This window comes from Nitrospirillum amazonense, assembly GCF_029594735.1.
Classification (GTDB): domain Bacteria; phylum Pseudomonadota; class Alphaproteobacteria; order Azospirillales; family Azospirillaceae; genus Nitrospirillum; species Nitrospirillum amazonense.
In genome coordinates, this window is sequence record NZ_JARPAF010000002.1 from 1448641 (window position 1) to 1473985 (window position 25345).

General features: G+C 68.5%; 20 protein-coding genes. 12 read left to right on the forward strand and 8 right to left on the reverse strand.

Going from position 1 to position 25345, the window contains the following annotated elements; genetic code table 11:
• Positions 1 to 28 precede the first annotated feature (28 nt).
• From P5F91_RS12720 to P5F91_RS12755, 8 genes are all read left to right on the forward strand, one after another.
• The gene (locus P5F91_RS12720) at positions 29 to 544 is read left to right on the forward strand and encodes a FixH family protein (protein ID WP_246134275.1); all 516 of its coding nucleotides are present in this window, start codon (positions 29 to 31) and stop codon (positions 542 to 544) included.
• Positions 545 to 563: 19 nt separating this feature from the next.
• On the forward strand, positions 564 to 2972 hold the full coding sequence (locus P5F91_RS12725; protein WP_145609585.1) for a heavy metal translocating P-type ATPase metal-binding domain-containing protein: 2409 nt from the start codon (positions 564 to 566) through the stop codon (positions 2970 to 2972).
• Positions 2969 to 3133 carry a cbb3-type cytochrome oxidase assembly protein CcoS gene (gene ccoS / locus P5F91_RS12730; protein ID WP_004274417.1) on the forward strand — a complete coding sequence of 55 codons (165 nt, stop codon included), beginning with the start codon at positions 2969 to 2971 and terminating at the stop codon, positions 3131 to 3133. Before P5F91_RS12725 ends, ccoS begins: the two co-directional genes overlap by 4 nt.
• 25 nt (positions 3134 to 3158) lie before the next feature.
• Complete coding sequence (locus tag P5F91_RS12735; RefSeq protein ID WP_145609584.1) at positions 3159 to 3374, forward strand: hypothetical protein; 216 nt, start codon at positions 3159 to 3161, stop codon at positions 3372 to 3374.
• Between the two features lie 55 nt (positions 3375 to 3429).
• Complete coding sequence (locus P5F91_RS12740; protein WP_145609583.1) at positions 3430 to 3960, forward strand: mismatch-specific DNA-glycosylase; 531 nt, start codon at positions 3430 to 3432, stop codon at positions 3958 to 3960.
• 189 nt (positions 3961 to 4149) lie between these two features.
• Positions 4150 to 5376, forward strand: coding sequence for a GGDEF domain-containing protein (locus tag P5F91_RS12745; protein WP_186454621.1), 1227 nt, complete (start codon positions 4150 to 4152; stop codon positions 5374 to 5376).
• A gap of 120 nt (positions 5377 to 5496) precedes the next feature.
• The gene (gene fliN, locus P5F91_RS12750) at positions 5497 to 5799 is read left to right on the forward strand and encodes a flagellar motor switch protein FliN (protein ID WP_186291285.1); all 303 of its coding nucleotides are present in this window, start codon (positions 5497 to 5499) and stop codon (positions 5797 to 5799) included.
• A 36-nt stretch (positions 5800 to 5835) separates the two neighbouring features.
• Positions 5836 to 6279 (forward strand): PaaI family thioesterase, encoded by a 444-nt coding sequence (locus P5F91_RS12755; protein WP_145609580.1) that lies wholly within the window; start codon positions 5836 to 5838, stop codon positions 6277 to 6279.
• A gap of 33 nt (positions 6280 to 6312) precedes the next feature.
• Here the strand turns inward: P5F91_RS12755 and P5F91_RS12760 are convergent, their stop codons facing one another.
• The 4 genes from P5F91_RS12760 to P5F91_RS12775 all read right to left on the reverse strand — a co-directional run bounded on the left by P5F91_RS12760 (position 6313) and on the right by P5F91_RS12775 (position 15487).
• Positions 6313 to 12426: a beta strand repeat-containing protein gene (locus P5F91_RS12760; RefSeq protein WP_277907330.1), complete on the reverse strand. Its 6114-nt coding sequence runs from the start codon at positions 12424 to 12426 to the stop codon at positions 6313 to 6315.
• A 530-nt stretch (positions 12427 to 12956) separates the two neighbouring features.
• Positions 12957 to 13649 carry a Crp/Fnr family transcriptional regulator gene (locus P5F91_RS12765; protein ID WP_326485930.1) on the reverse strand — a complete coding sequence of 231 codons (693 nt, stop codon included), beginning with the start codon at positions 13647 to 13649 and terminating at the stop codon, positions 12957 to 12959.
• A gap of 200 nt (positions 13650 to 13849) precedes the next feature.
• The gene (locus P5F91_RS12770; RefSeq protein WP_145609578.1) at positions 13850 to 14374 is read right to left on the reverse strand and encodes an isoprenylcysteine carboxyl methyltransferase family protein; all 525 of its coding nucleotides are present in this window, start codon (positions 14372 to 14374) and stop codon (positions 13850 to 13852) included.
• Between the two features lie 9 nt (positions 14375 to 14383).
• Positions 14384 to 15487, reverse strand: coding sequence for a type III polyketide synthase (locus P5F91_RS12775; protein ID WP_246134274.1), 1104 nt, complete (start codon positions 15485 to 15487; stop codon positions 14384 to 14386).
• Positions 15488 to 15733: 246 nt separating this feature from the next.
• Here P5F91_RS12775 and P5F91_RS12780 point away from each other — a divergent pair, with 246 nt between their 5' ends.
• Positions 15734 to 16144, forward strand: a complete 411-nt coding sequence (locus P5F91_RS12780) for a hypothetical protein (protein WP_277907332.1) — start codon at positions 15734 to 15736, stop codon at positions 16142 to 16144.
• Here P5F91_RS12780 and P5F91_RS12785 read toward each other — a convergent pair.
• From P5F91_RS12785 to recG, 3 genes are all read right to left on the reverse strand, one after another.
• Positions 16107 to 16460, reverse strand: coding sequence for a hypothetical protein (locus P5F91_RS12785; RefSeq protein ID WP_277907333.1), 354 nt, complete (start codon positions 16458 to 16460; stop codon positions 16107 to 16109). The two genes, P5F91_RS12780 and P5F91_RS12785, sit on opposite strands and share 38 nt — an antisense overlap.
• A gap of 220 nt (positions 16461 to 16680) precedes the next feature.
• Positions 16681 to 17409 (reverse strand): class I SAM-dependent methyltransferase, encoded by a 729-nt coding sequence (locus P5F91_RS12790; RefSeq protein WP_145609575.1) that lies wholly within the window; start codon positions 17407 to 17409, stop codon positions 16681 to 16683.
• Positions 17410 to 17504: 95 nt separating this feature from the next.
• Positions 17505 to 19586: an ATP-dependent DNA helicase RecG gene (recG, locus tag P5F91_RS12795; protein ID WP_145609574.1), complete on the reverse strand. Its 2082-nt coding sequence runs from the start codon at positions 19584 to 19586 to the stop codon at positions 17505 to 17507.
• A 254-nt stretch (positions 19587 to 19840) separates the two neighbouring features.
• On the opposite strand from recG, the gene P5F91_RS12800 reads away from it, so the two are divergent.
• The 3 genes from P5F91_RS12800 to P5F91_RS12810 all read left to right on the forward strand — a co-directional run bounded on the left by P5F91_RS12800 (position 19841) and on the right by P5F91_RS12810 (position 24551).
• Positions 19841 to 20131 carry a succinate dehydrogenase assembly factor 2 gene (locus P5F91_RS12800; protein WP_145609573.1) on the forward strand — a complete coding sequence of 97 codons (291 nt, stop codon included), beginning with the start codon at positions 19841 to 19843 and terminating at the stop codon, positions 20129 to 20131.
• A gap of 37 nt (positions 20132 to 20168) precedes the next feature.
• Complete coding sequence (gene mfd, locus P5F91_RS12805; protein WP_277907334.1) at positions 20169 to 23852, forward strand: transcription-repair coupling factor; 3684 nt, start codon at positions 20169 to 20171, stop codon at positions 23850 to 23852.
• 114 nt (positions 23853 to 23966) lie between these two features.
• Complete coding sequence (locus P5F91_RS12810) at positions 23967 to 24551, forward strand: tetratricopeptide repeat protein (protein WP_277907335.1); 585 nt, start codon at positions 23967 to 23969, stop codon at positions 24549 to 24551.
• A gap of 26 nt (positions 24552 to 24577) precedes the next feature.
• On the opposite strand, the gene P5F91_RS12815 is transcribed toward P5F91_RS12810, so the two are convergent.
• Positions 24578 to 25138: a hypothetical protein gene (locus P5F91_RS12815; protein ID WP_277907336.1), complete on the reverse strand. Its 561-nt coding sequence runs from the start codon at positions 25136 to 25138 to the stop codon at positions 24578 to 24580.
• Between the last annotated feature and the right edge of the window lie 207 nt (positions 25139 to 25345).

Genomic DNA, 25345 nt, shown 5'->3' on the forward strand with positions numbered 1-25345 from the left:
CAGGCCCTGATCCTGAGGAGTGACCGTCATGACCGTCATCGACATGCCCCGCCGCCAACCGCTCAAGCCCAAGCGCTCCCTCATCCCCTGGATCTTCGTGGGCGGCATGGGCGTGGTGATCGTGGTGAACAGCATCCTGATCTACTACGCCATGCATAGCTGGACCGGCATCGTTACCGCCAAGCCCTATGAACGGGGCATCGAATACAACAAGGTGCTGGAGGCGCAGGCCCAGCAGGACGCCCTGGGCTGGGTGTTCGACGCGGATATCGAGCCGGCCGCCGACAGCGCTAAAGGGACGGGTGTGCTGACCGTGCGCATCACCGACCGCGACGGCACCGTCCTGGACGGCATGGCCCTGACCGGCCGCCTAGTGCGGCCCATCGACATCATGCCCGACGTGCCGCTGACCTTCACCGCCGCCGGCAACGGCCGCTACACCGCTACCGTCACCCTGCCCAAGCACGGGCAGTGGGACCTGAAGCTGAAGGCGGAAAAGGGGGCCAACTGGTACCACCTGACCCGCCGGCTGTTCGTGAAGTAAGGCGGATAGGACGCGCCCCATGCCCTTGGACAGCCTGACGACGCACTGCCGGCATTGCGGCCAGCCCCTGCTGGGGGCGGCGACGGAGCGGGGTGCCTTCTGCTGCCAGGGCTGCGCCGGCGCCTACACCCTGATCCATGACCTGGGGCTGGACGCCTATTACGACCGCCGGCCGGCGGAGGCCGCCGCCCCCGCCGTGGCGGACGACGGGGACGGCGCCGATCCTCTGTTGGGCCTGCCCGACGCGGTGGCGGTGGCGCCGGACGGCAGCTGCCTGCTGCGCCTCAGCATCGACGGCTTGCACTGCGGCGCCTGCCTGTGGCTGATCGAGGCGGCGGTGACCAAGCACCATCCCGAGGTGCGTTCGGCCCGGGCCAACCTGACCACCCGCTGCCTGACCCTGCGCTGGACGGGCACCCCCGCCCAGGCCGTGGAGTATGCCCGGCTGGTGACGGGCCTGGGCTATCGCGTGGCGCCCTTCGGCGGCGCCGGCGCGGGGGGCGATCCGGCGGCGGCGCAGGAACGGGCGCTGCTGCGCCGTCTAGCGCTGGCGGGCTTTGCCGCCGCCAACGTCATGCTGCTGTCCGTCTCGGTCTGGTCCGGCGCCGATGCCATGGGCGACGCCACCCGCACGCTGCTGCACTGGGTGTCGGCGCTGATCGCCCTGCCCACGGTGGCCATTGCCGGGCAGCCCTTCTTCCAGTCGGCGCTGGCGGCGCTACGGGCCGGCCGCACCAACATGGATGTGCCCATTTCCGTGGGCGTGCTGCTGACCACGGGCATGAGCGTGGTGATGACGGCCCAGCATGGGGAGCACGCCTATTTCGACGGCGCCGTCATGCTGCTGTTCTTCCTGCTGGTAGGCCGCTACCTGGACAGCCGGGCGCGGGGCCGCGCGCGGTCGGCGGCCGCCCACCTGCTGGCGCTGAACCAGGCGCCCGTGTCGGTGCTGGGCGCCGACGGCCTGCCCCAGGTCCTGCCCCCCGCCCGCGTGCCCCTGGGCGCCACGGTGCTGGTGGCGGCGGGGGAGCGCATCGGCGTGGACGGCACGGTGGCCGAGGGCGTGTCCGACCTGGACGCCAGCCTGGTGACGGGCGAGACGCTGCCCCTGGCGGTGGCACCCGGCGCCCAGGTCTTCGCCGGCATGATCAACCGCACCGCTCCCTTGCGCCTGATCGCCACCGCCAGTGGCGAGGGCACGCTGCTGGCGGAGATGGTGCGCCTGCTGGAGGCGGCGGAGCAGGGGCGGGCGCGCCATGTCCTGCTGGCCGACCGCATCGCCCGGGCCTACACGCCCGTGGTGCACCTGACGGCGCTGGCCACCTTCCTGGCCTGGGTGTTCCTGGGCCATGCCGCCTGGTACCAGGCGCTGCTGATCGCCGTGTCCGTCCTGATCATCACCTGCCCCTGCGCCCTGGCGCTGGCGGTGCCGGCGGTGCAGGTGGCGGCCAGCGGCCGGCTGATGCGCCAGGGCATCCTGCTGAAGTCCGCCACCGCCCTGGAGCGCCTGGCACCCGTCGACACCGTGGTGTTCGACAAGACCGGAACCCTGACCCTGGGCCGCCCCGACCTGCTGCCCGATCCCACCCTGGCGGCGGCGGAACTGGAACTGGCCGCCCGCCTGGCCCGCGCGTCGCGCCACCCCCTGTCGCGCGCGCTGGCCCGCGCCGCCGGTCCCGGCCCCGTGGCCGATGGCGTGGTGGAGGTGCCGGGCGGTGGCCTGCGCTGGCGGGGGCCGCAGGGCTTCGTTCGCCTGGGGTCGCGCGCCTTCTGCGGCGTGACCGACTTTGTCTATGGGGGTGTGGACGAGGGGCGGGCGGGGCCGGAGCTGTGGTTCAGCCGCTGTGGCCAGCCGCCCCGGCGCTTCCTGTTCGCCGACCGGCCCCGCCGCGACGCCGCCGCTGTGGTGGCGGAGCTGAAGGCCACCGGCTACCGGGTGGAGCTGCTGTCCGGCGACCGCGCCATCACCGCCCAGGCGCTGGCGGCGGAGGTCGGCATCGATATCGTGCGCGCCGACGCCCGGCCGGCCGACAAGTGCGCCCACCTGGCGGCCCTGCGGGCGGAAGGGCGCCGGGTGCTGATGGTGGGCGACGGGCTGAACGACGCCGCGGCGCTGGCCGCTGCCGATGTCTCGCTCAGCCCGGCCAGCGCCGTGGACGTGACCCAGACCGCGGCCGACGTGGTGTTCCAGGGCGATGGCCTGGCGGCGGTGGCGGAGACGCTGGCTGTCGCCCGGCGGGCCCGCGCCCTGGTGCGCCAGAACCTGGCCTTCACCCTGCTGTACAACCTGTGCGCCGTGCCGGTGGCCATGGCCGGCTTGGCGACGCCTTTCGTGGCGGCGGCTGCCATGTCCGGCTCATCGCTGGCGGTCATGGCCAACGCCCTGCGCCTGGGCGGTAGGAAATCCCCCGACGGAGGTCAGTCATGAACAGCCTGCTTTTCCTCATCCCCGCCGCCCTGCTGCTGGGCGGGCTGGGGCTCTGCGCCTTCCTCTGGGCGGTGCGCGACGGCCAGTTCGAGGACCTCGACGGCTCCGCCACCCGCATCCTGTACGAGGATGAAACGCCGCTGCCCAAGCGGCACACCTGATCCGTTTAGCCTGATGGAGTGAGTCATGAAAGCGTCCAACACCCTGCCGGCGGTCATCGTTCATGGCATGGGCATCATCGTGGCCGTGCTGGGCCTGTTCTTCGCCGCCGGTTCCACCGACCTGGCGGGCTACATCGACGGCCTGCTGTTCGTCGCCTTCGGCGTGCTGGTCAACTTCTTCACCATCGCCCGCACCGTCGGCGGGCATACGGACGAACTGGCGCAGCAGCCGGCGGAGTGAGGTCAAGGGGGGGGCGGCACTGGCGCGGGATGGGAACCATCCCTATCTTTGCGCCATGCTGATCCCCGATGTTCTTGTTCCCGGCCTTCACCTGGTGTTCTGCGGCACGGCGCCCAGCCGCGCCTCCATGGCGGCCAAGGCCTATTACGCCAAGCCCGGCAACGCCTTCTGGCCCAGCCTGCATGCCGCTGGTTTCACGCCCACGCGCCTGACGCCGCAGGAATATCCCACCCTGCCGGGGCTGGGCCTGGGCCTGACCGACCTGAACAAGACCCAGTTCGGCAATGACGTCGACCTGGACCCCGCCGCCTATGACGTGGCGGCCTTCGTGGAGAAGATGCGGCGCCATCGCCCCGGCGCCGTCGCCTTCACCAGCAAGACGGCCGCGTCCGTCTTCCTGGCGGGGCACTTCGGCCTGGTCGGGAGCCCGGTGTATGGCCGCCAGGCCCAGGATTTCGAGGGAATCGTCCTGTTCGTCCTGCCGTCCCCCTCCGGCCAGGCGCGGCGCTTCTTCACGCTAGGGCCCTGGCGGGAGGCGGCGGCCTTCGTGGCCCAGCGGCGCACCGCTTCCGCCCGGCTCCCCTGATTTTGCAGATCTGCATTTCCAGGTAGCGCGTGGGCATCGTCCACTCCGGTAACAGTTGTGTGCTAGTATCATCATCGGGTTCCGGTGTCCGGTTGACGGATTTATTTTCGCTGTCCTATCGCGGGCGCCCCGGTCGATTCTATGGGGAATATCCGGCCGTTATCGGTATTGCGCGGCGGTGGAAGTGAAATGCATGTCCTGACACTTCTCGACGTGAATATTCTGCTGCATGTCATCGCCGCCTTCTGTTTGTTTCCCGTCGGTCGTACGCTGAAGGCGGGCAGGGCGGTCTGGTTCTGGGTTTCCTCGAACCTGTTCAATGCAGCTGGCATGCTGATCGTCCTGACGCCCCACGCCAACCGGCCCATACCGGCGTTCAGCTTGATCGGTAACCTCTTGCTGGATTGGGGAACGATGTTGGCTTACGTCGGCATCCTCTCGTTCCTGGACCGGCCCCGGCGCACGCTCTGGCTGTTGCTTCCCGCGGCGGCGCTGTCGTGCGCCAAGATCGGCCTTTTCCTGGGGGTCGGTCTGAACTTGCCCATCAACGTCATCCTGGGTTGCGGTTGCCGCTTCCTGCTGGCGATGGGCTGCGCCTGGCTTCTGCTCCGCCATGCGGAGCGCGATCTGAGGATCGCCGCCTGGACGATGGCGGGATTCAACGTGGCCTGGGCGGCGGTGCTGCTGACCCGCATGGGTTGGGAAGCGTTGATGGTGCTGCCGCACGGCCAGGTGGTGATCGGTGACCTGCGAGATTCCACCACCTCCATAGGGCTGATGCTGCGGGCCGGCGTTACCTTCACGCTGACCCTCGGCTATTTGTGGATGGTGGGGCAGCGGTTGCAGGCGCGCCTGATCCGCCTGGCGGAGCAGGATCCCCTGACCGGCATCGCCAACCGGCGTGTCCTCTGGGAAAAGGGGGAGCGTTTGGTGGCGCGGGCCCACCAGCGGGGCGGCATGCTGGCGGTGCTGATGGTCGATATCGACCACTTCAAGGCCATCAACGACCGGTGGGGCCATGGCGTGGGTGACATGGTGATCACCCGTGTCGCGCAAACCATTGCCGGCGTCGTCCGCGCGACGGACATCCTGGGTCGCGTCGGCGGCGAGGAATTCGCGGTCGCCCTGCCGGACGCCGACATGGCCACGGTGGCCGCCGTGGCGGAACGCATCCGCCAGGCCGTCGCCGACCTGGTCGTGGACCCGCAAACGCCGCTGCGATGCACGGTCAGCGTCGGTCGCGCCAATCTCGCGCCTGGCGTGGGTTGGGCGGCCCTGGTCCATGCTGCCGACCAGGCGCTTTACCGCGCCAAGGCCGGCGGCCGCAACCGGGTGGAGGCGCACCTGTGGGACGAGGCGCCGGGGCGAGGCGCCGACGCGGAAGCCCCTGGGCTGGCCGCGGCCTGCTGGATATAGGCGACCACCGCGAGCCCTTGCCGGAGCATGCATCCAAATCGCTACTCGCTTGGCTGCCGGGTCATGGTAATGTCATGCGGTATCCCACGGGCGGGACTTGCGAATACGGGATCCGGCGACATGAGCAACCAGGACGATATCGATGCCATGTTCGGCGGTGGCGGCGCCACCATGTCGTCAGCGCCCGAACTGTCGGCCATCTATGACACGGTGGTGGAGGTGTCGGTGGTGCTGGGCACCTCCACCATCCGGGTGCGCGACCTGCTGAAGCTGGGCCGCGGCGCCATCGTGGAGTTGGACCGCAAGATCGACGACCTGTCCGACATCATCGTTTCCGGCCGCACCGTCGGCCGGGGCGAGGTCACCATCGTCGAGGACAAGATCGCCGTGACCTTCCGCGAGTTCACGCGGGTGAACGGCTGATGTCGTTCACCTGAGAACCAGGGGAGGGCGGGGCACATGATGGCGGACGGCGGCGTGGTGGAGACAAGTACGGAGGGCTGGGCCCTCTGCCCCGTGACCCCCGGCTTCATCGCCCATATCGGCCCCTTCTGGGAGGGCCGGCCGGCTCGCGGCGGCGGGGATGGCGGCTGGGTCCGCGCCTTCGTCGCCGATGAACGCCACCTGGCCGGCACGGGCCAGATCCACACCTCCGTCCTCTCATCCTTCGCCGAACTGGTCTGCCTGCGCGCCATCAGTGACGAAGGCGTGCCGGAGGGGGAGGCGGTGCTGCTGAACCTGACGCTGAACCACCTAGGCAGCGGCCCGCGCGGCACCCTGGTACAGGGCGAGGCGCGGCTGATCCGCCGCAACTGGTCGCAGCTGGTGACCGAGGTCCGCGTCCATGACGGCGACCGCCCGCTGGTGGCCGGGACCGCCCTGTGGAGCCTGGCCGGCGCCTGAGAGCCGCCCTTCGCCCCCTTTCGGTCCTCAGGCTCAGGACGTGCGGGCCGTCTGCCACGCGTTGGTCTGGTCCGAGGTGAACACGCCCAACTGGTCGCCACTAAAGGCGTTGGCCTGGTCCGACGACATCGCCACGATCAGGTTGGTGCTGAAGCCCGGGATTTGGTCGGTGGTGAACATCGGCACCTGGCTGACCGTGAACTCCCGGATATCGTCCGTGGTCAGGGCGCTGATCTGCGTCGTGCTAAGGGCGTCGATCTGGGTGCTGTTCAGCAGGGCGACCTGGGTGCCGCTCAGCGCCGACAGATTGGTGGAGCTGAGGCCCGCCAACTGCGCCGTGGTCAAGGCCGTCACCTGCGCCGGCGTCAGATTCACGATGCGGTCGGTGGCCAGGGCGTCCAGCTGCGCCGTACCCAGCGCCTTCACCTGGGTCAGCGACAGGCCGGAGACCTGGGTGGTGGTCAACGCTGCCGCCTGGGCGGTGGAGAGGGCCCCGATCTGAGCCGTGCTCAAGCCCGCCACCTGCGTCGCTGTCAGGGTCGACACGTCGTCCGTGGTCAGGCCGGATATTTGACTGGTGGTCAGCGCGCCTAGCTGGCTGGCGGACAATTCGCGGATATCGGCGGTGGACAGCGCCTTCAGCTGGCTGGTGGTCAGCGCCTGGATCTGTGCCGTGGTCAGCACGGTGGCCTGCGGGCCGCTCAACGCCGACAGGTTGTCGGTATCCAGCCCCGATATCTGCGCCGTGGTCAGCGCGGCGATGAGGGTGGGCGACAGGCCCCTGATCTGCGACGTGCTCAACGCGTTCAACTGGTCGGTGCTGAGCGTCTGAATCTGGCTGGCCGACAGGCTGCTCAGCTGCGTGTTGCTCAGCGCCGACAGCACCGTGGTGCTGAGGCCGGAGAGCTGGGCCGTCGTCAGGGCGGCCAGCTGCGTAGCGGACAGCGCGCGTGCGTCGCCAGTCGATAGGGCATTCAGCTGGTCGGTGCTGAGCGTCTTGACCTGGGTGGCCGACAGGCTGGCCACCTGGGCGGTGGTCAGGCCGCCGACTTGGGCGGTGGTCAGCGCGCCGACCTGCGCCGTGGTCAGCGCCGCGGTCTGGGTGGTTGTCAGGGCCCCGACGTGGGCGGTGTCCAGGGCCGCCAGCTGGCTGGTGGTCAGCAGGGCGACCTGGGCCGCCGTGAATTCAGTGACGTCCGATGTGGTCAGGGCGTTCAGCTGACCGGTGCCCAGCGACTGCAGCTGGGCGCTGGTCAGGCTGTTGACCTGCGTGGCGTTCAGGGCCGACAGGTTGTCGGTGCTGAAGCCGGCGATCTGGTCGGTGGACAGGGCGGCCAGCTGGGTGGCGGTCAGGGCGCGGGCGTCGGCGGTGGACAGCGCGTCCAGCTGGTCGGTCGACAGCACCTTGACCTGGGCGGCGGTCAGGCTGGACACCTGGGTGGTGCTCAAGGCCTGTAGGAAGTCGGTCCCAAGGCCGCTCACCTGGTCGGTACCCAGGCTGCTCAGTTGCGTCGCCGTCAGGGCCCGTATGTCCCCCGTCGACAGGGCGTTCAGCTGGTCGGTGCCCAGCGCATGCAGCTGCAGCGTGGTCAGACTTGCCACCTGACCGGTGGTCAGGGTGGACAGGAAGGGGATGCCGAGGCCGCTGATCTGGTCCGTGGTCAGGGCGGCGACCTGGGTGCCGGTCAGCGTCCGCACCGTATCGGTGCCGAGCGCGTTGATCTGGTCGGTGGACAGCACCTTGACCTGGGCGGCCGACAGGCTGGTGACCTGCGCTGTCGTCAACACACCCACCTGGGTGGTGGTCAGTGCGCTGACCTGGGCCGTGGTCAGGCTGGGCACCTGGCTGGTGGACAGGGCGGTCAACTGGTTGGTGCCCAGGGCGGACAGCTGTGCCGTGGTCAGCTGGCCCACCTGGGCCGCGGTGAACTCACGCACGTCGGCGGTGGTCAGGCTGTTCAGCTGACCGCTGGTCAGTGCCTGCACTTGGGCGCTGTTCAGGGTGCCCACCTGTGTGGCGCTGAGCGCCGACAGGGCGTCGGTGCCCAGGGAGGATACCTGGGCCGTGGTCAGGGCCTGGACCTGGGTGGCGGTCAGGGCGCGGGCGTCGGCGGTGGGCAGGGTGTTCAGCTGATCGGACGTCAGTACCTTGATCTGCGCGGCCGACAGGTTGCTGATCTGCGTTGTGCTGAGTGTCGCCAGGAAGCTGGTGCTGAGCTGGGATACCTGGGCGGTGGTTAGGGCCTGCAGCTGGGTCGCCGTCAGGGCGCGGGCGTCGTCGGTGGACAGGGTGTTCAACTGGTCGGTGGTCAGGCTGGCCACCTGCGCGGCCGTCAGGCTGGTCACCTGGGCCGTGGTCAGCACCGACAGGTTGGTGGTGCTGAGGCCCGCCAGTTGCGCCGTGGTCAGGGCCGCCACTTGGGTGCCCGTCAGTGTCCGCACCGTGTCGGTGCTGAGCGCGTCCAGCTGGTCGGTGCTCAGGGCCTTGACCTGGGTGGCGGTCAGGCTGGCGACCTGCGCCGTGGTCAGGGTCGCCACCTGATCGGTCGTCAGGGTGTTCAGCTGGGCCGTCGTCAGGCCGCCGACCTGGGTGGACGACAGCGCCGTCAGCTGGTCCGTGCCGAGGGCGGACAGTTGCGCCGTGGTCAGCTGCCCCACCTGCGTGGCGCTGAGCTCACGGATGTCGGCGCTGTTCAGGCTGTTCAGCTGGGTGCTGGTCAGGGCCTGGATCTGGGCGCTGTTCAGGCTGGGAACCTGGGCGCTGCTGAGGGCTGCCAGGTTGGCGGTGCCCAGGGCCGCGACCTGACCCGTCGACAGGAAGCCCACCTGGGTGCCGGACAGTTCACGGATATCGGCCGTGGTCAGGCTGTTCAACTGGTCGGTGGTCAGCGCGCGGATCTGGGCGGAGGTCAGGCCGGCCACTTGGCTGGCGGACAGCGCGGACAGTGCGTCGCTGCTGAGCGCCGCCACTTGGTTGGTGGTCAGGGCCGTCACCTGGGTGGCGGTCAAGGCGCGGGCGTCGGCCGTGGGCAGGGTGCCCAGCTGATCGGTGGTCAGGGCCTTGACCTGGGCGGCCGACAGGCTGGCCACCTGGGTACTGCTGAGGGCCGTCAGGAAGGCGGTGCCCAGCGCCGCCACCTGGGCGGTGCTGAGGCTGGTCAGCTGCAGGGACGTCAGGGCCCGCGCCTCGGCCGTTGACAGGGTGTTCAGCTGGTCGGTGGTCAGGGCGCCCACCTGGGCCGCCGTCAGGCTGACCACCTGGGCCGTGGTCAGGGCCGTCAGCGTGCCGGTGGCCAGGCCCGCCACCTGCGTAGTGGTCAGGGCCGCGATCTGGGTGCCCGTCAGCTTCTGCAGGTTGGCGGTGGGCAGGGCCGACAGCTGGTCGGTCGTCAGCGCCTTGACCTGGGTGGCCGACAGGGTGACCAGCTGCGCCGTGGTCAGGGCCGTCACCTGGTCGGTGGTCAAGGCCCCCACCTGGGTGGTGGTGAGACCGGCCAGCTGCAGGGAGGTCAGTGCCGTCAGCTGGCTGGTTCCCAGTGCGGACAGCTGCGCGGTGGTCAGCGCCCCCACCTGGGTGGCGCTGAACTCCCGCACATCGGCGGTGGTCAGCGCGTTCAGCTGGGTGGTGGTCAACGCCTGGACCTGGGCGCTGGTCAGGCTGGGCACCTGGGCGCTGCTGAGCGCCGACAGGTTGGCGGTGCCCAGGCCGGACACCTGGTCCGTCGTCAGGCTCGCCACCTGGGCGGCTGAAAACTCACGGATATCGGCGGAGGTCAGGCTGTTGAGCTGATCGGTGGTCAGGGCCTTGACCTGGGCACCGGTCAGGCCCGTCACCTGGGTGGCGCTGAGCGCCGACAGGGCGTCGCTGCCGAGCGCGGACAGTTGTGCGGTGGACACCGCCGCCAGCTGGGTGGCCGTCAGGGCGCGGGCGTCGGCGGTGGACAGCGTGCCCAGCTGGTCCGTGGTCAGCGCCCGCACCTGGGCGGTGGTGAGGGCCGCGACCTGGGCGGTGCTTAGCGCCGCCAGGGTGTCAGTCCGCAGGCCGGCCACTTGGGCGGTGGTCAGGGCCGCAATCTGGCCCGGCGCGAATTCCTTAAGGTCCGCGGCTCCCAGCGCGTTCAGCTGGTCGGTCGTCAGCGACTGGACCTGCGCGTTGGTCAGCTTCTGCACCTGCGCACTGTTGAGCGCGGACAGGGCGTCGGTGCCCAGCGTGGCGATCTGGCCGGTAGTCAGGCCGGGAATCTGGAGGGAGGTGAGGGCGCGCAGGTCCGCCGTGGACAGGGCGGACAGCTGGTCCGACGTGAGGGCGCGCAGCTGGGCCGTGGTCAGGTTGGCGACCTGGGCGGTGCTGAGCGCCGCCAGCGCGTCGCTGCCCAGGCCCGCCACCTGGTCGGTGGTCAGCTGGCCCACCTGCGTGACGGTGAATTCGCGGATGTCCGCGGAATTCAGCGCGTTCAGCTGATCGGTGGTCAGGGCGCGGATTTGCAGGCTGCCCAGGACGGCCACCTGCGCGCTGTTCAGCGCCGACAGGTTGTCGGTGGATAAACCGGCGATCTGCGCCGTGGTCAGCGCCGCCACCTGGGCCGGCGTCAGCTTCTGCACCGATGCCGTGCCCAGGGCGCTGAACTGGTCCGAACCCAGGCCTTTCAGCTGCACGGCCGTCAGGCTGGCCAGCTGGGCGGTGGTCAGGGCCGCCACCTGGCTGGTGCTCAGCGCCGACAGCTGGGTCGAGGTCAGGCCCGTCAGCTGCGTGGTGGTCAGCGCGGACAGGTTGTCGGTGTCCAGGGAGGATATCTGCGCCGTGCTGAGCGCCGTCACCTGGGTGGCGGCGAATTCCCGCACGTCGGCGGTGGTCAGGCCGTTCAGCTGGTCCGTCGTCAGGGCGCGGACCTGGGCGGTCGACAGCTTCTGCACCTGGGCGCTGGTCAGGGCCGACAGGTTGCCGGTACTGAGGCCGGCGACCTGCGCCGTGGTCAGGGCGGCCAGCTGGATGCTGGACAGCGTCCGCACCGTGGCCGTGCCCAACGCGTCCAGCTGATCCGTCGACAGCGCCTTGACTTGGTTGGCGGAGAGGTTCGCCACCTGCGCCGTCGTCAGTCCCGCGACCTGGTCGGTGCCCAGGGCCGCCACCTGGGCGGTGCTCAACGCCGCCGTCTGGATCGTGGTCAGGGCGGCCAGGTTGCCGGTGCTGAGGGCCGAGATCTGCGCGGTGGTGAGGGCCGCCACCTGCAGGCTGGTGAATTCCCGAATATCGGCCGTGGTCAGGCTGTTCAGCTGATCGGTGGTCAGCGCCTTGACCTGGGCGGTGGAAAAGGCCGCCACCTGGATGGAACTGAGCGTCGACAGCACGTTGCTGGTGAGGAAGGGGACCTGGCCGGTACCCAACGCCGACAGCTGCGTCACCGACAGGGCCTTGGCATCGGCCGTGGACAGGGCCGACAGCTGATCCGAGGTCAGCGAGCGGATCTGCGCCGTGGTCAGGCCCGCCACCTGCGCGGTGGTCAGGGCGGCAACGGCATCGGTCGTCAGGCCGGCGGTCTGGCCGGTGCTCAGGGACGCGATCTGGGTGGCGGTGAATTCCCGGATGTCGGCGGTGGTCAGCGACGCCAGCTGGTCGGTTGTCAGGGCCTTGACCTGGGCGGCGGTCAGGCTGGCCGTCTGCGTGCTGTTCAGGGCTGACAGGTTGTCAGAGCCCAGGCCCGCCAGCTGGGCCGTTGTCAAGCCGCTCAGCTGCGTGACGGTCAGGGCGCGGATGTCGGCGGTGGACAGGGCCGCCAACTGGTCGGTGGTCAGGGCGCCGATCTGCGCCTTGCTGAATTCCTGGATGTCGGCGGTGGTGAGGGCGGACAGCTGATCCGTGGTCAGCGCCTGTATCTGGTTGGAGGTGAGGCCGGCGACCTGGGTGGATTTCAGGGCCTTGAAATCGTCCGTACCCAACGCTGTGATGTCGGCTTCGCTGAACGCCTGCAGCTGAGTAGCACTGAACACCATTTGGCTGACCTGGAAGGCCGCCGCCTGCTGCGTCGTCATCGCCTTGATTTGGGCGGTCGTCAGCGCCTGGACGTCCTGAGTCGTCAGCCGCTGGATATTCGTGGTCGTGATGGCGGCGAACTGCGCCGGCGTCAGAAGACCGATCTGCGAAACCATACCCACCTCCGACCGCATCTCTTTGAGACGCTTCGTATTCGGCGTGAACCCACACCCCTTCTGGGTGTCGCCACGGACTGGTGGCGATGACGTCCGCCTTTTCCTCCGCCCCCTACTGGATGCCCGGGAAAAGGTACTGAGACACGGATCACCCCGGCGCCCCTTTGGGGTCGCCATGACCGGGCGACGCGATGCCAATCACACGATTGCATTCAAGGGATGACTGTATCCGTTTTTGTAGTGCTTCGCATCCACGAATGCACGGGGCGGCTTAGTGCCGCGCAAGAGGCGCAAAAGGATGGGATGGTCGGTGGCCGCGGCCGCCGACGGACCAAAAAAAACGCCGGCTGTCTCAGGACAGCCGGCGAAGATGAAGGGAGCCTCATAAGGAGGTTGAAGGCTTGAGAGTGTCAAATCCGTCACGGTCAAGCCCCTCCTATATAGCTCCGACACCGATTGATGAAAAGTTAAAAAACCGTGGCAAGCGTGTCACACTTCAAAAAACTGACCTCATGGTTAACCCCAAAGGCTCAGTCGCCGCGCACTTCCTCCACCATCTCCTCCAATCGGGCGAAGTCGCGGACGAGAAGGGAGTTGTCCTGGCGGATGACCAGCTTGTCGCGAGACAGGTCGCCCAGCACCCGGGCGACCGTTTCGCGGGTGGTGCTGACCCGGGCGGCGATGTCGCTGTGAATCGGGATGGGGGAGATGGCGGCGGTGTTGTCGTCCTTCAGGGTGGGCTTGGCCAGGCGCAGCAGCTCGGCATGCACGCGGTTGTTGGCACCCAGGGTCGACAAATCCATGATCCGTCCGGTGGCGGAACGAACGATGCTGGCCAGGCGGGTCATGACGCCCCAGGCAATGGTGGGGTTCTGGGTCACCACCTGCTGGAACAGGCGCGGCGACATGAAGGCGACCATGACCTCGCTCAGCGCCACGATGCTGGCCGACCGCGCCTCGCCGTCGATGGCGGACAGTTCGCCCAGGTAGCCCCCGGCCTCCACATCGTCGAAGGTGACCTCGCGGCCGGAGAGGGAGTAGTTCACCACCCGCACCCGGCCCTCAACGATGAAGCAGACGTCACGGCTGTCCGACGCGCGGTCGATCACCTGTTCCTGCGGATGGAAATGGCGCCAGCTGCACTGCTTGGCCAGGCTGGCGCGCTGGTCCGCCGTCAGGGGGGCCAGCAGTTCGATGCTGTCGAGGGACGCGGCTTCGATCACGGGAATGGGCTCCGGATAGGGTCGGCGCGATGCGGATCCCTCCCCGGAATCCGCACCGGCCCCCGAACATCGCGTCCGGGGGCCGATTTAACAGGGGTCCCATTTAACAGGGACTGGGGCCGGACAATAACGGCCCGCGCGCCCGCCGTAAACGGCCCCACGCCTTTTGGTGGCGCCCCCCTTACCCAATGCGCCGCCGTTCAGGCCTGCGGGACCACGCCGCGACGTGGCGCCAGGGCCGCTTCCTCCACCCGGATGCGATGGGTCAGCAACAGGGCGTTGGCGATGGAAAAGGCCAGGGCCAACTGCCAGGCGCCGAAGGCCAGGGGCACGGCCGCGATTTCCGCCACCACCACGCAGTAGTTGGGATGGCGGATCCAGCGGAAGGGCCCGCCCTGGATCAGCGGTGCCTGGGGCAGGGTGATGATGCGCGTTGTCCAGTAGGGCCCCAGGGTGTGGATGACCCAATAACGCCCCACCTGCAGCAGAACCAGCAGCGCCACCAGCGGCCAGACGACGGGGGCGTCCGCCGGGATCAGGAAGAACAGCGCGGCCAGCCAGGCGCTGTGCAGCACGATGAACAGCGGGTAGTGCGCCCGCCCGACCTCGCGCCCGCCCTGGGCCAACAGGCGGCGGGTGTTGCGGTTGGCCACGCGCAGCTCCGCCAGGCGCTGCACGGCCAGCAAGAGGACGACGATTTGCGGAACGCCCAAAGCGAATCCCATGACGCCCTCTCAGAACCGCATCAGGCCGAGCGCCGCGACGAAGCCGGGGCCCAGTGCGGACAACAGCTGCAGGCCGCGCGCACGCTGGCGCAGGCAGCGTTCCAGCACGAACAGCACGGTGACCGCCGACATGTTGCCATGCTGGCGCAGGATTTCCCGGGCGTCATTCAGACCCTCGACGGCGGGCGCGAGAATCTCTTCCAGCGCGTCCAGCACCTTGGTGCCGCCGGGGTGGCAGATCACGCCGGCCAGGTCCGACAGGGTCAGCCGCTGACGGTCCAGGAAGCCTCCCACCACGGCCGGCAGCTTCTCCCGCACCAGGATGGGGATGCTCTGCGCGAAAATGACGCCCATGCCGTCGTCCTCCACCTGCCAACCCATGATGCCCAGGCTGTCGGGCCAGCGATGCTCGGCCGATGCCAGGAAGGCGGGGGCGTCGTCCGGCTCCCGGGGCCCGGCCCGCAGGATGGCCGCTGCCCCGCCGTCGCCGAACAGGGCGGTGGCGATGACGTTGGCCTTGGACAGGTCGCCCCGGCGGAAGCTGAGGGCGCACAGCTCCACCACCAGCAGCAGGACGTTGGCACCGGGCCGGGCGGTGGCCCAGGTGGCCGCCCGCGCCAGGCCCAGCACGCCGCCGGCGCAGCCCAGGCCGAACAGGGGCATGCGCTCCACATCCGGCCTCATGCCCAGGCGCTGCATGATCAGCGCGTCCAGGCTGGGTGTGGCGATGCCGGTGGAGGAGACGGCGACGATGGCGTCCACGTCGGTGGGCTTGAGGCCGGCCTGGTCCAGCGCCTGGGTGGCGGCGCGGGCCAGCACGTCGACCGCGTGCTCCAGGTACAGGGTATTGCGCTCCGCCCAGCCGTGCGGTTCCAGATACCACTCCAGCGGCACGCAGGAGGCGCGGCCCTCGATGCCGGCATGAGTGAAGACGGGGGCCAGCCGGTCGAAATCGCGCAGCCGATGGGCGAAGACCTGGCGGGCGCCGGCCAGCGCCTGCTCCTGCGTCAGGCGATAGGGCGGCAGGGCGGTGGCGATGGACAGCAGACGGGCGGGCGCCGGCGGGGTGGACAGCGGGGTATTGGATGTAGGTGCGGCGCTGGCCATGGTCATGTGTGTCCTTCCCCTTGTGTCTGCCTGTCATACGGCCACCGACCGGCGATGGTTCATGTGGCGTTGCCGGGCATGCCCGGACACCATCATGCTAAGGGGAAGGAGCCTCCCCAACATCCGTCACTTTGGCGGGGTGGGTCGTCCGGCAACGGTTGGAATAAAGCCGGGCGCCGCTTCGTCAGGACGTGCCGGAATGGCCGGCCGCGCTATATCGATGCGGGCCATCCCTGCGAAGGACGCCCGCTGGTGAACGTGGAAACCTCACACCATGTCGACTGTTCCGACATCGGACCGGACGGCTATTACGATTATTATTATGCCTATACCCTCTGGCGATTTTCCGACGGGGGACCGCGTGTCCTGATCGTGCGGGGCTATGACGACGAGACGGCTGCGACGTTGCTGGCTTGGGAAAACCTGGACGGTACCCGCGACCATGTAGGCGCGATGGATCTGTTTCATCCTTTGGTCCGCCGAGCCTCCGTCCACCTGCGTGGCGAGGGGCGCTCGGTCCAACGGCTCAGTTCCTTCGGCATCGTTCCGGCCACCCCCATGCGGGGGTGGGCCAAGGCGTTCACGCTGGGGCTGGGCTATTGGCTGGGCTTGCTGGCCGAACTGGTCAGATCACCGCCAGGACCATCAGCCCCAGAAGGATGAGGGCCAGCGGCGCCAGGCCCAGGGTCAGGCGCAGCCGGCCGATGGGGCTGGGCTGATCGGGCGGGATGGAGCGGGCGCGATAAGCCCCGATCAATCCCATGCTTGCCATGCCGCCCAATGCGCCCCCCAGAACGGAGCCGACAAGGGCGCCGCGGCTGGTTGGCAGGTCGTGTCGCATGACGAAAATCACCATCGGTATCAAGCCGAAGCCTAAGCCCAACAAGACGTGCCTGACGACCGTCAGGGTCCGCAGGCTGACCTTATCGGCTGCGGGGCCCGTTGGGGTGGCGGCTGCGGAAGTGGGCGTGGCGACCATGGCGTATCTCCTGAAGGGGGAACCCCATGGGACATACGGCGCTGATCCCGCGCTGCAACTGTGCAGAGGAAATAGCCCGGCGGCACAAGTTGGCGGTTGCAGGCGTCGCTCCGGGTGCAAACATTGCTACAACGATGCCGGTATCCGCCGCTCATCGGTGGAGTGACGACGATTTTATGGGCTGGAGCCTTGGCCGCCTATTCGATGGCTGTCGCTTTCCTTATGGACCCACCGTGAGCGACGCGTTAAAGCCGGCCATTATCGCCTGCGAAGAATCAATCTCGTTTTCTTGGTAAAATTTCTCAATATTTTCATCTGTCATGACTGCATCGTCAAATTCTTTGAGTATTTCATAATAATTATCCTCCAGAATAGTTGAAGATGGGTTCAGGTTGGTGATGCAGACGATGCCTGTTGGTGTCGTGTCGACGAGGGTGATGTGCAGGTCTTTTCTATATTTCTTCAATATCGGGATCATTTTCCAGACGTCGCCGGTCCACCACCCGGCATAGTCTTGATTCTTTCGCTGCGGTGCATTGTGCCGCCTTTCGGTCATTTCCGCGTTCACGGGTAGGCAGTCATCCAGCATGATGAGGCTGTGTCGATTGCAGCTTTTTTCGCTATTTATAAAATCTCTCAGTAAATATTCAAATTGATGTAGGCCATCAAGAAACACAACATCAAGCGTGTCGCCTGATATTGCCCTTGCATCATGATCCCTGAAGAATTGGTCGCTTGTCTTTTGATATAGGAAAAGGGACGGCTTCGTGCCGACGGGACTGGAGCTGAACTGAAAATCAGGATCAACGCCAATCGCGGAGCAATCGATCATCGCCAAGGTGGAGCCGTCGCGGACGCCGATCTCCATATAGGTTCTGGCCATTTTCGACTTGACCATTTTTTGTATGAATACCCGGAAATCAACGCCAGCGTGATTGTGGTGATACATGATCACTCCAGATGAAATTATAAATTCAAGTCAATCGGATGGTTCCTGGCTTTCCCAGTCGAGCGCTTTGCGGTGCCGTTCTTCCGCGGATGTTCTCACCCCGACCGCAGCGTCTTGACCGCCTCATCCCGCTGGAACAGGTAAAGCAGGACGCGCAGGGCCTGGCCGCGCGGGGTTTCCAGGTCGGGATCGCGGGCCACCATCAGGCTGGCGTCGTCACGGGCGGTGGCGAGCAGGTCGGCGTGCACGGTGATGTCGGCCATGCGGAACTCCGGCAGGCCGGATTGCCGGGTGCCCAGTACCTCGCCGGCGCCGCGCAGTTCCAGGTCCTTCTCCGCGATGATGAAGCCATCCTCGGTGGAGGTCATGACGTCCAGGCGGGCGCGGGCGGTCTCGCCCAGCGGGGCGGCATACAGCAGCAGGCAGGCGGACGCGCGCTCGCCGCGCCCCACGCGGCCGCGCAGCTGGTGCAGCTGGGCCAGGCCGAAGCGCTCGGCATGCTCCACCACCATGATGGTGGCCTCCGGCACGTTCACGCCCACCTCGATGACGGTGGTGGCCACCAGCACGGACAGCTCGCCGGCGGCGAAGCGGGCCATCACGGCGTCCTTCTCCGTGCCCTTCATCTTGCCATGCACCAGGCCGACGCACCCGCCCAGCCGTTCCATCAGGGTGGCATGCCGCAGGGTGGCGTTGGCGAGGTCCACCGTTTCCGACTCGTCCACCAGGGGGCAGACCCAATAGACCCGCTGGCCGGTCTTGATGGCGGCGGCCACGCGCTCTACCACTTCCTCGATGCGGTCGGCGGCGGCGGCGCGGGTCACCACCGGCTTGCGCCCCGGCGGCTTTTCCGTCAGGCGGCTCACGTCCATGTCGCCATAGGCGGTCAGGGTCAGGGTACGGGGGATGGGGGTGGCGGTCATGACCAGGGTGTCGACGCCACGCCCCTTGGCCGCCAGGGCCAGACGCTGGTGCACCCCGAACTTATGCTGCTCATCGATGATCGCCAACGCCAGATCCTTGAACGCCACGTCCTCCTGGAACAGGGCGTGGGTGCCGATCAGGATGTCGATCTCCCCCGACGCCAGGCGGTCCAGCACCTGCTGGCGCGCCTTGCCCTTGTCCCGGCCGGTCAGCAGGGCCAGGCGGATACCGGCGGCCTCGGCCAGGTCGGCCAGGCTTTCGGCGTGCTGGCGCGCCAGGATTTCCGTGGGCGCCATCAGGGCGGCCTGGGCGCCGGCCTCCACCGCCGTCGCCATGGCCATCAGCGCCACGATGGTCTTGCCGCTGCCCACGTCGCCCTGCAGCAGGCGCAGCATGCGCTCCGGCTGCGCCATGTCGGCGTCGATCTCCACCAGCGCCTGCGCCTGCGCGCCGGTCAGCTGATAGGGCAATGCCGCCTGGATGCGGGCGCGCAGGGTGCCATTGCCCACCGTGGCGCGGCCGGCCAGCCGCCGCTGGTGCCAGCGCACCAGGGCCAGGGCCAGCTGGTTGGCCAGCAGCTCGTCATAGGCCAGGCGCTGGCGCAGGGGGCTCAGCGGGTTGACGTCCTTTTCCCCCTTGGGGTCGTGCGCGCCGGCCAGCGCCGCCTTCCAGGCGGGCCACCCCTGGCGCTCCAGCCAGGCCGGGTCCTGCCATTCCTCCAGTTCCGGCGCGCGGGCCAGGGCGGCCTGGATGGCGGTGCGCAGCGGCTTGGGGTTCAGGCCCCCGGTCAGGGGATAGACCGCCTCCACCTCCTGCGGCGGGGCGCCTTCTTCCACGGGGGCGAAATGGTCGGGGTGGGGCATCTGCAGCAGGCCGTTGAAGCGTTCCACCTTGCCGCTGACCACCACCATGGTTCCCTGCGGCAGCTTCTTCTCCAGCCAGTCGCCCTTCACGTGGAAGAACACCAGCTCCATCTCCCCCGTATGGTCGGTACAGCGCACGCGGTAGGGGCGGTGGCGCTGCACCGGCGGCATGTGGCCGTCCACCCGCACCGTCAGGGTGACGATGCGGCCCTCCGGCGCCTCGGCAATGCTGGGGGCGTTGGCGCGGTCCAGGATGCCGGTGGGCAGATGCCACAGGATGTCCGCCACATGCGGGCCGGTCAGCCGCTCCGCCAGCTTGCCCAGGCGGGGCCCCAGGCCGGGCAGGCTGGTGATGGGCGCGAACAGGGGATAGAGGACGGGCGGACGCAATGGGGTAGGCTCCAGGACGCAAAACCGTAGGCATATGCCTATATGTTAGCGGGCCGGCTTGTCGACCGGCTACCCCTTGTCGCGAGGCGCGTTTACGATATGTTCTGCCGTGTGTATGGTGCGGCCATGCCGGGCACGCCGCCATTGAAGACGTGACAGCGCCCGGGTCTGCCGTTACTCCAGGGGCTGATGCGGCGTGGCCAGTGTCGCCACCAAGCATCCCAATCGAGTTTTCGTTTCCCAAAGGCCATGCCATGCCCACCGACCTCCTGTCCGATGCCGCCCCCGAAGACGCCCTGGCCGTGCGGCGCAAGCGCCTGATCTTCCGCAGCTGGCATCGCGGGATGAAGGAGATGGACCTGCTGATGGGCACCTTCGCCGAAAAGCATGTGCCGGCCTTCACGGTGGAACAGCTGGACCGGTACGAGCATTTGCTGGATCTGAACGACCCGGATGTCTTCGACTGGCTGCTGGGCCGCGCGCCGTTCCCCGATGACCTGGATGCGGACCTGATGGCCTTGCTGCAAGCCCACCGCGTCGCCTGACCTCGCCCTTCACCGCCCAACGCCTGGCTTGCCCCCCATGCCCGATACCGTCCTGCCGTCCGCCGTCCTTTCCAGCCTGACCCCCGATACGCCGCGCCGCCTGCTGGTCGCCGGCGCGCCGGAGGGGCATGACGCGCGCGTGCTGGCCGACCTGGCGCGGCAGGCGGGGGCCTCGGGCCTGCTGCATGTGGCGCTGGATGACACGCGCATGGCTCGGGTGCAGGAGGCCTTGGCCTTCTTCGCGCCCGATGTGGCGGTGCTGCCCTTCCCGGCGTGGGACTGTCTGCCCTATGACCGCGTCTCGCCCAATGGCGACATCGTGGCCCGGCGCATCGAGACGCTGACCACCCTGCTGGGCAGCCGGCCGAAAGGCCCCTTCGTCGTTCTCACCACCCTGAACGCCGCCTTGCAGAAGGTGCCGCCGCGCCTGGCCTTCCGCAACGCCACCTTCGGCGCCAAGGTCGGCGGCCGCCTCAACGTCGATGAGTTGCAGCGCTTCCTGGCCAACAACGGCTACACCCGCGCCCAGACGGTGCGTGAGCCGGGTGAGTACGCGGTGCGCGGCGGCATCATCGACCTGTTCCCCCCGGCGACGCCGGAACCCCTGCGCCTGGACCTGTTCGGCGATGAGCTGGAAGGCGTCCGCGCCTTCGATCCCATGACCCAGATGACCACGGAAAAGCGGTCGGGCGTGGACCTGAAACCGATGTCGGAGGTGTTCCTGGACGACCCTTCCGTCCAGCGCTTCCGCACCGGCTATCGCGAGCTGTTCGGTGCCATCACCGACAGCGACCCGCTGTATGAGGGCATCAGCGCCGGCCGCAAGATGCCGGGCATGGAACATTGGCTGCCCCTGTTCCACGCCGGCCTGGACACGCTGTTCGACTATGTCCCCGCCGCCATGGTCAGCCTGGACGCCCAGGCGGAGGAGGCGCGCGACGCCCGCCTGTCGCAGGTTGCGGATTTCTACGAGGCCCGCCGCACCTTCCAGGAGGTGGAGAAGAAGTCCGGCACGCCGGTGTACAAGCCGGTGCCGACTGGCGCCATGTTCCTGGATGGCGACGCCTGGGACCGGCACCTGGCCCTGCGCTGTGTTGCCCAGCTGTCGACCTTCGCCGCTGTCGCCCGCGAAGACGAAAAGGGCGGTTCCAACCCCAACCTGGCCGATGCCGGCGGCCGCCGGGGGCGCGACTTCGCCGACGCCCGCGCCAATCCGGACGTGAATGTCTTCCGCGCGCTGGGCCAGCACATCGACCAGATGCATGCCGACGGCCGCCGCGTGGTGGTGGCGGGCTACAGCCAGGGTGCCCGCGACCGCCTGGCCAAGATGCTGAAGGAACACGGCATCGATCCGGCCCTGACCGCCGACACCTGGGCGGAGGTAGGGGCGCAGGAAGCACGGGCCACCGCCGTCATCGTGCTGGGCATCGACACCGGCTTCACCACCGGCGACCTAGCGGTCATCACCGAACAGGATATCCTGGGCGACCGCTTGGCCCGCCCGTCGCAGAAGAAGCGCCGCGCCGCCAACTTCATCGCCGAGGCCGCCAGCCTGTCGCCCGGCGACCTGGTGGTCCACGTCGACCACGGCATCGGCCGCTATGACGGGCTTGAGACGCTGACCGTCACCGGCGCCCCGCACGACTGCCTGCGCATCCTCTACGATGGCGGCGACAAGCTGTACGTGCCGGTCGAGAACATCGAGGTGCTGTCCCGCTTCGGCTCCGAGGAATCGGGCGCGCAGCTGGACAAGCTGGGCGGCGTGGGCTGGCAATCGCGCAAGGCCCGGGTCAAGAAGCGGCTGAAGGACATGGCCGACGCCCTGCTGCGCATCGCCGCCGAGCGCGCCCTGCGCAAGGCCCCGCCTATCGAGGTGCCGGACGGCGTCTATGACGAGTTCGCCGCCCGCTTCCCCTATGCCGAGACGGACGACCAGTTGAAGGCCATCGAGGATGTGCTGGAGGATTTGAACTCCGGCCAGCCCATGGACCGCCTGGTGTGCGGCGATGTCGGGTTTGGGAAGACCGAGGTGGCCTTGCGCGCCGCCTTCGTCGCGGCCATGAGCGGCTTGCAGGTGGCGGTGGTGGTGCCCACCACCCTGCTGGCCCGCCAGCACACCCGCACGTTCGAGAAGCGCTTCGCCGGGCTGCCCGTGCGCCTGGGGCACCTGTCGCGCCTGGTCAGCGCCAAGGAGGCGAACCAGACCAAGGCCGGCCTGGCCGACGGCACCATCGACATCGTGGTCGGCACCCACGCCCTGCTGGCCAAGAGCATCCAGTTCAAAAGCCTGGGCCTGGTCATCGTGGACGAGGAACAGCATTTCGGCGTGAAGCAGAAGGAACGGCTGAAGGAATTGCGCACCGACGTGCACGTCCTGACCCTGACCGCCACGCCCATTCCCCGCACCCTGCAACTGGCGCTGAGCGGCGTGCGGGAGCTGTCGCTGATCGCCACCCCGCCGGTGGACCGCCTGGCCGTGCGCACCTTCGTGCTGCCCTATGACCCGGTGGTGATCCGCGAGGCCATCCTGCGCGAGCATTATCGCGGCGGGCAGAGCTTCTATGTCTGCCCGCGCATCGAGGATTTGCCCAAGCTGCAGGAACGGCTGGCGGAGCTGGTGCCGGAGGTGAAGGTCATCACCGCCCACGGCCAGATGCCGGCGGCGCAGCTGGAGGAGGTGATGACGGCCTTCGACGAGGGCAAGTACGACCTGCTGCTGGCCACCAACATCATCGAAAGCGGCCTGGACATCCCCAGCGCCAACACCCTGATCGTCCACCGCGCCGACATGTTCGGCCTGGCGCAGCTGTATCAGGTGCGCGGCCGCGTGGGCCGGTCCAAGGTGCGCGGCTACGCCTACCTGACCTATCAGCCCAAGACCGTGCTGTCGCAGACGGCGCAGCAGCGCCTGCATGTCATCGAGACGCTGGACAGCCTGGGCGCGGGCTTCCAGCTGGCCAGCCACGACATGGACATCCGCGGCGCCGGCAACCTGCTGGGTGAGGAGCAGTCGGGCCAGATCCGCGAGGTGGGCGTGGAACTGTACCAGCAGATGCTGGAGGAGGCGGTGGCCGCCGCGCGCGGTGGCCTGACGGAGGCGCAGGCGGCGGAGGAGCAATGGACGCCGCAGATCCAGCTGGGCATGCCCGTGCTGATCCCGGAGGACTACGTTGCCGACCTCGGCATCCGCCTGTCGCTCTATCGCCGCGTGGCCGACCTGGTGGACCGGGCGGAGATCGACGCCTTCGCCGCCGAGATGGTGGACCGCTTCGGCACCCTGCCGGGGGAGGTGGAGAACCTGCTGCGCCTGGTGGAAATCAAGCGCCTGTGCCGCGACGCGGGCGTGCAGACCCTGGACGCAGGCCCCAAGGGCGCCGTCATCGGCTTCCGCAACAACGAGTTCAAGAACCCGGCCGCCCTGGTGAGCTTCATCCAGCAGCAGGCCGGCACCGCCAAGATACGGCCGGACCACAAGCTGGTGCTGCTGCGCCCCTGGGACAGCGCCGAGACCCGCATGGACGGCGTGCGCAAGCTGATGAGCGACCTGGCCAAGATGGCGGCGGGTGAGACCGTGAAGACCGACCCGCCGCCGCCGCCACCACCCCCTCCGCCGCCCAAGCCCCAGGGCAAGCCCGTCTCCGCCTGGGGCCACAAGCCGCCGCTGCCGGCCTCCAAGCTCAGCCGCCCGGGCTTCTCCGCCCCGCCGCGCAGCCGGCGGTAGGCGCGCGCGGAAAACGCAAATGGCCCCGTACCCTGGCGGTACAACCAATCCCCGCCTTCCTGATGTCGGCGGCCCGGATTAAGATTCGGGCTGTGTCCGGGAGGGGAGGCGGCTATGGCCGGCATGCTTGATCCAAAAGAGCTTCTGGAACAGGCTACCGCCGCCCGGCGGGCGGGCCGGCTGTCGGAAGCCCTCGACTTGGCCAGCCAGGCGGTGGCCCTGTCGCGTGCCTCCGGCCAGACGGGCGGCGCTGATCTGCCCCAGGCGCTGACGCGGCTGGCGCAGGCACTGCGTGATCTGCGACGGCCGGCTGAGGCGCGATTGCCGCAGGAGGAGGCGGTGGCCCTTTCCCGCGATACGGGCGATGGCCTGTCCACGGCCCGCGCCCTGCGTCACCTGGGTGGAATCCTCGACGACATGGCGGCCCATGGGGACGCCGTGCCGGTTTATGCGGAGATGATGGCCTTGTACCAGGCGGCGGAGGTCGCCCCCCTGGAAATGGCCAACGCCGTCCGCGCGCTTGCCTGCAATGCCGAGGGACGCGGTGACCAGCGCGAAGCCGAGGCGCTATGGCGGGAGGCATTGGACCGCTATGCCGCGCTCGATGCCGTGTTCCACGGCGACTTCGGCCTGGCCGACAATCCCGGCGCCAAGGAGGCGCGGACGCGCCTGTCGCGGCTCCAGGCCAGCGCAGTCTAAACCGTTCTGCCCCCCGGCCATGCGGGTTACAGCGCCCCGTGCCGTTCCAATGCCGCACGCAGCAGGCCCTTCATGGGCGCCTGGGGCACGGCGTCCTGTTTCTTCAGCACGGCGGTGAAGGCGGGCGCGCCGCCGTAGGCGGACTCGTAGCGCTCCACCACCTCATCCGCTAGGCGGGACACGGCGTCGGCCGGGACGCGGTTGGGGAACTGGAAGAAGGCGCGGATGGGGCCCAGCAGGGTGCAGCCATCGGCGGTCAGCGCCACGACGGCACCCTTGGGCACCACGATGGGCTGGTCCTTGCGCCGCACCACGACCTCGCCGCCCAGCGCCCAGTATTGCGTGCCGTCGATCTCCGTACGGCCGAAGACGCGGATGCGATCCCCCAGGCCGGCCTCGACCAGGCCGGGGCAGCGGCCGGGCAGGGTGTCCGGCGCCTGCTCGAACACCACGGTCTGCGGGTCATAGATCAGGCCGAACACCGGCTCGATCATCTCTTCGGCGTGGGCGTTGCCCGCGATGGTCAATAGGGTGGCGAACAGGCCGACCTTGGCCAGGGAACGCTTGAACAGGGAGACCTTGGGCATTTTCACGCTCCGGCAGCTGAACTGTCTTGAGGCTGCAAGGAAGGGTAGGAGCGGTGTGTGGCCGGAAAAGGGCGGGCCCGGTATCGCGAAACGGTTAGATCGGGAGGCGCGCGGGTGACTGGATCAGCCTAGAGAAAGCGGGCGCACGGTGCGGCCGGCCCCCCGTTTCCCGCCATAAATGAAATAATTTAATAAGCCCGGATCGGT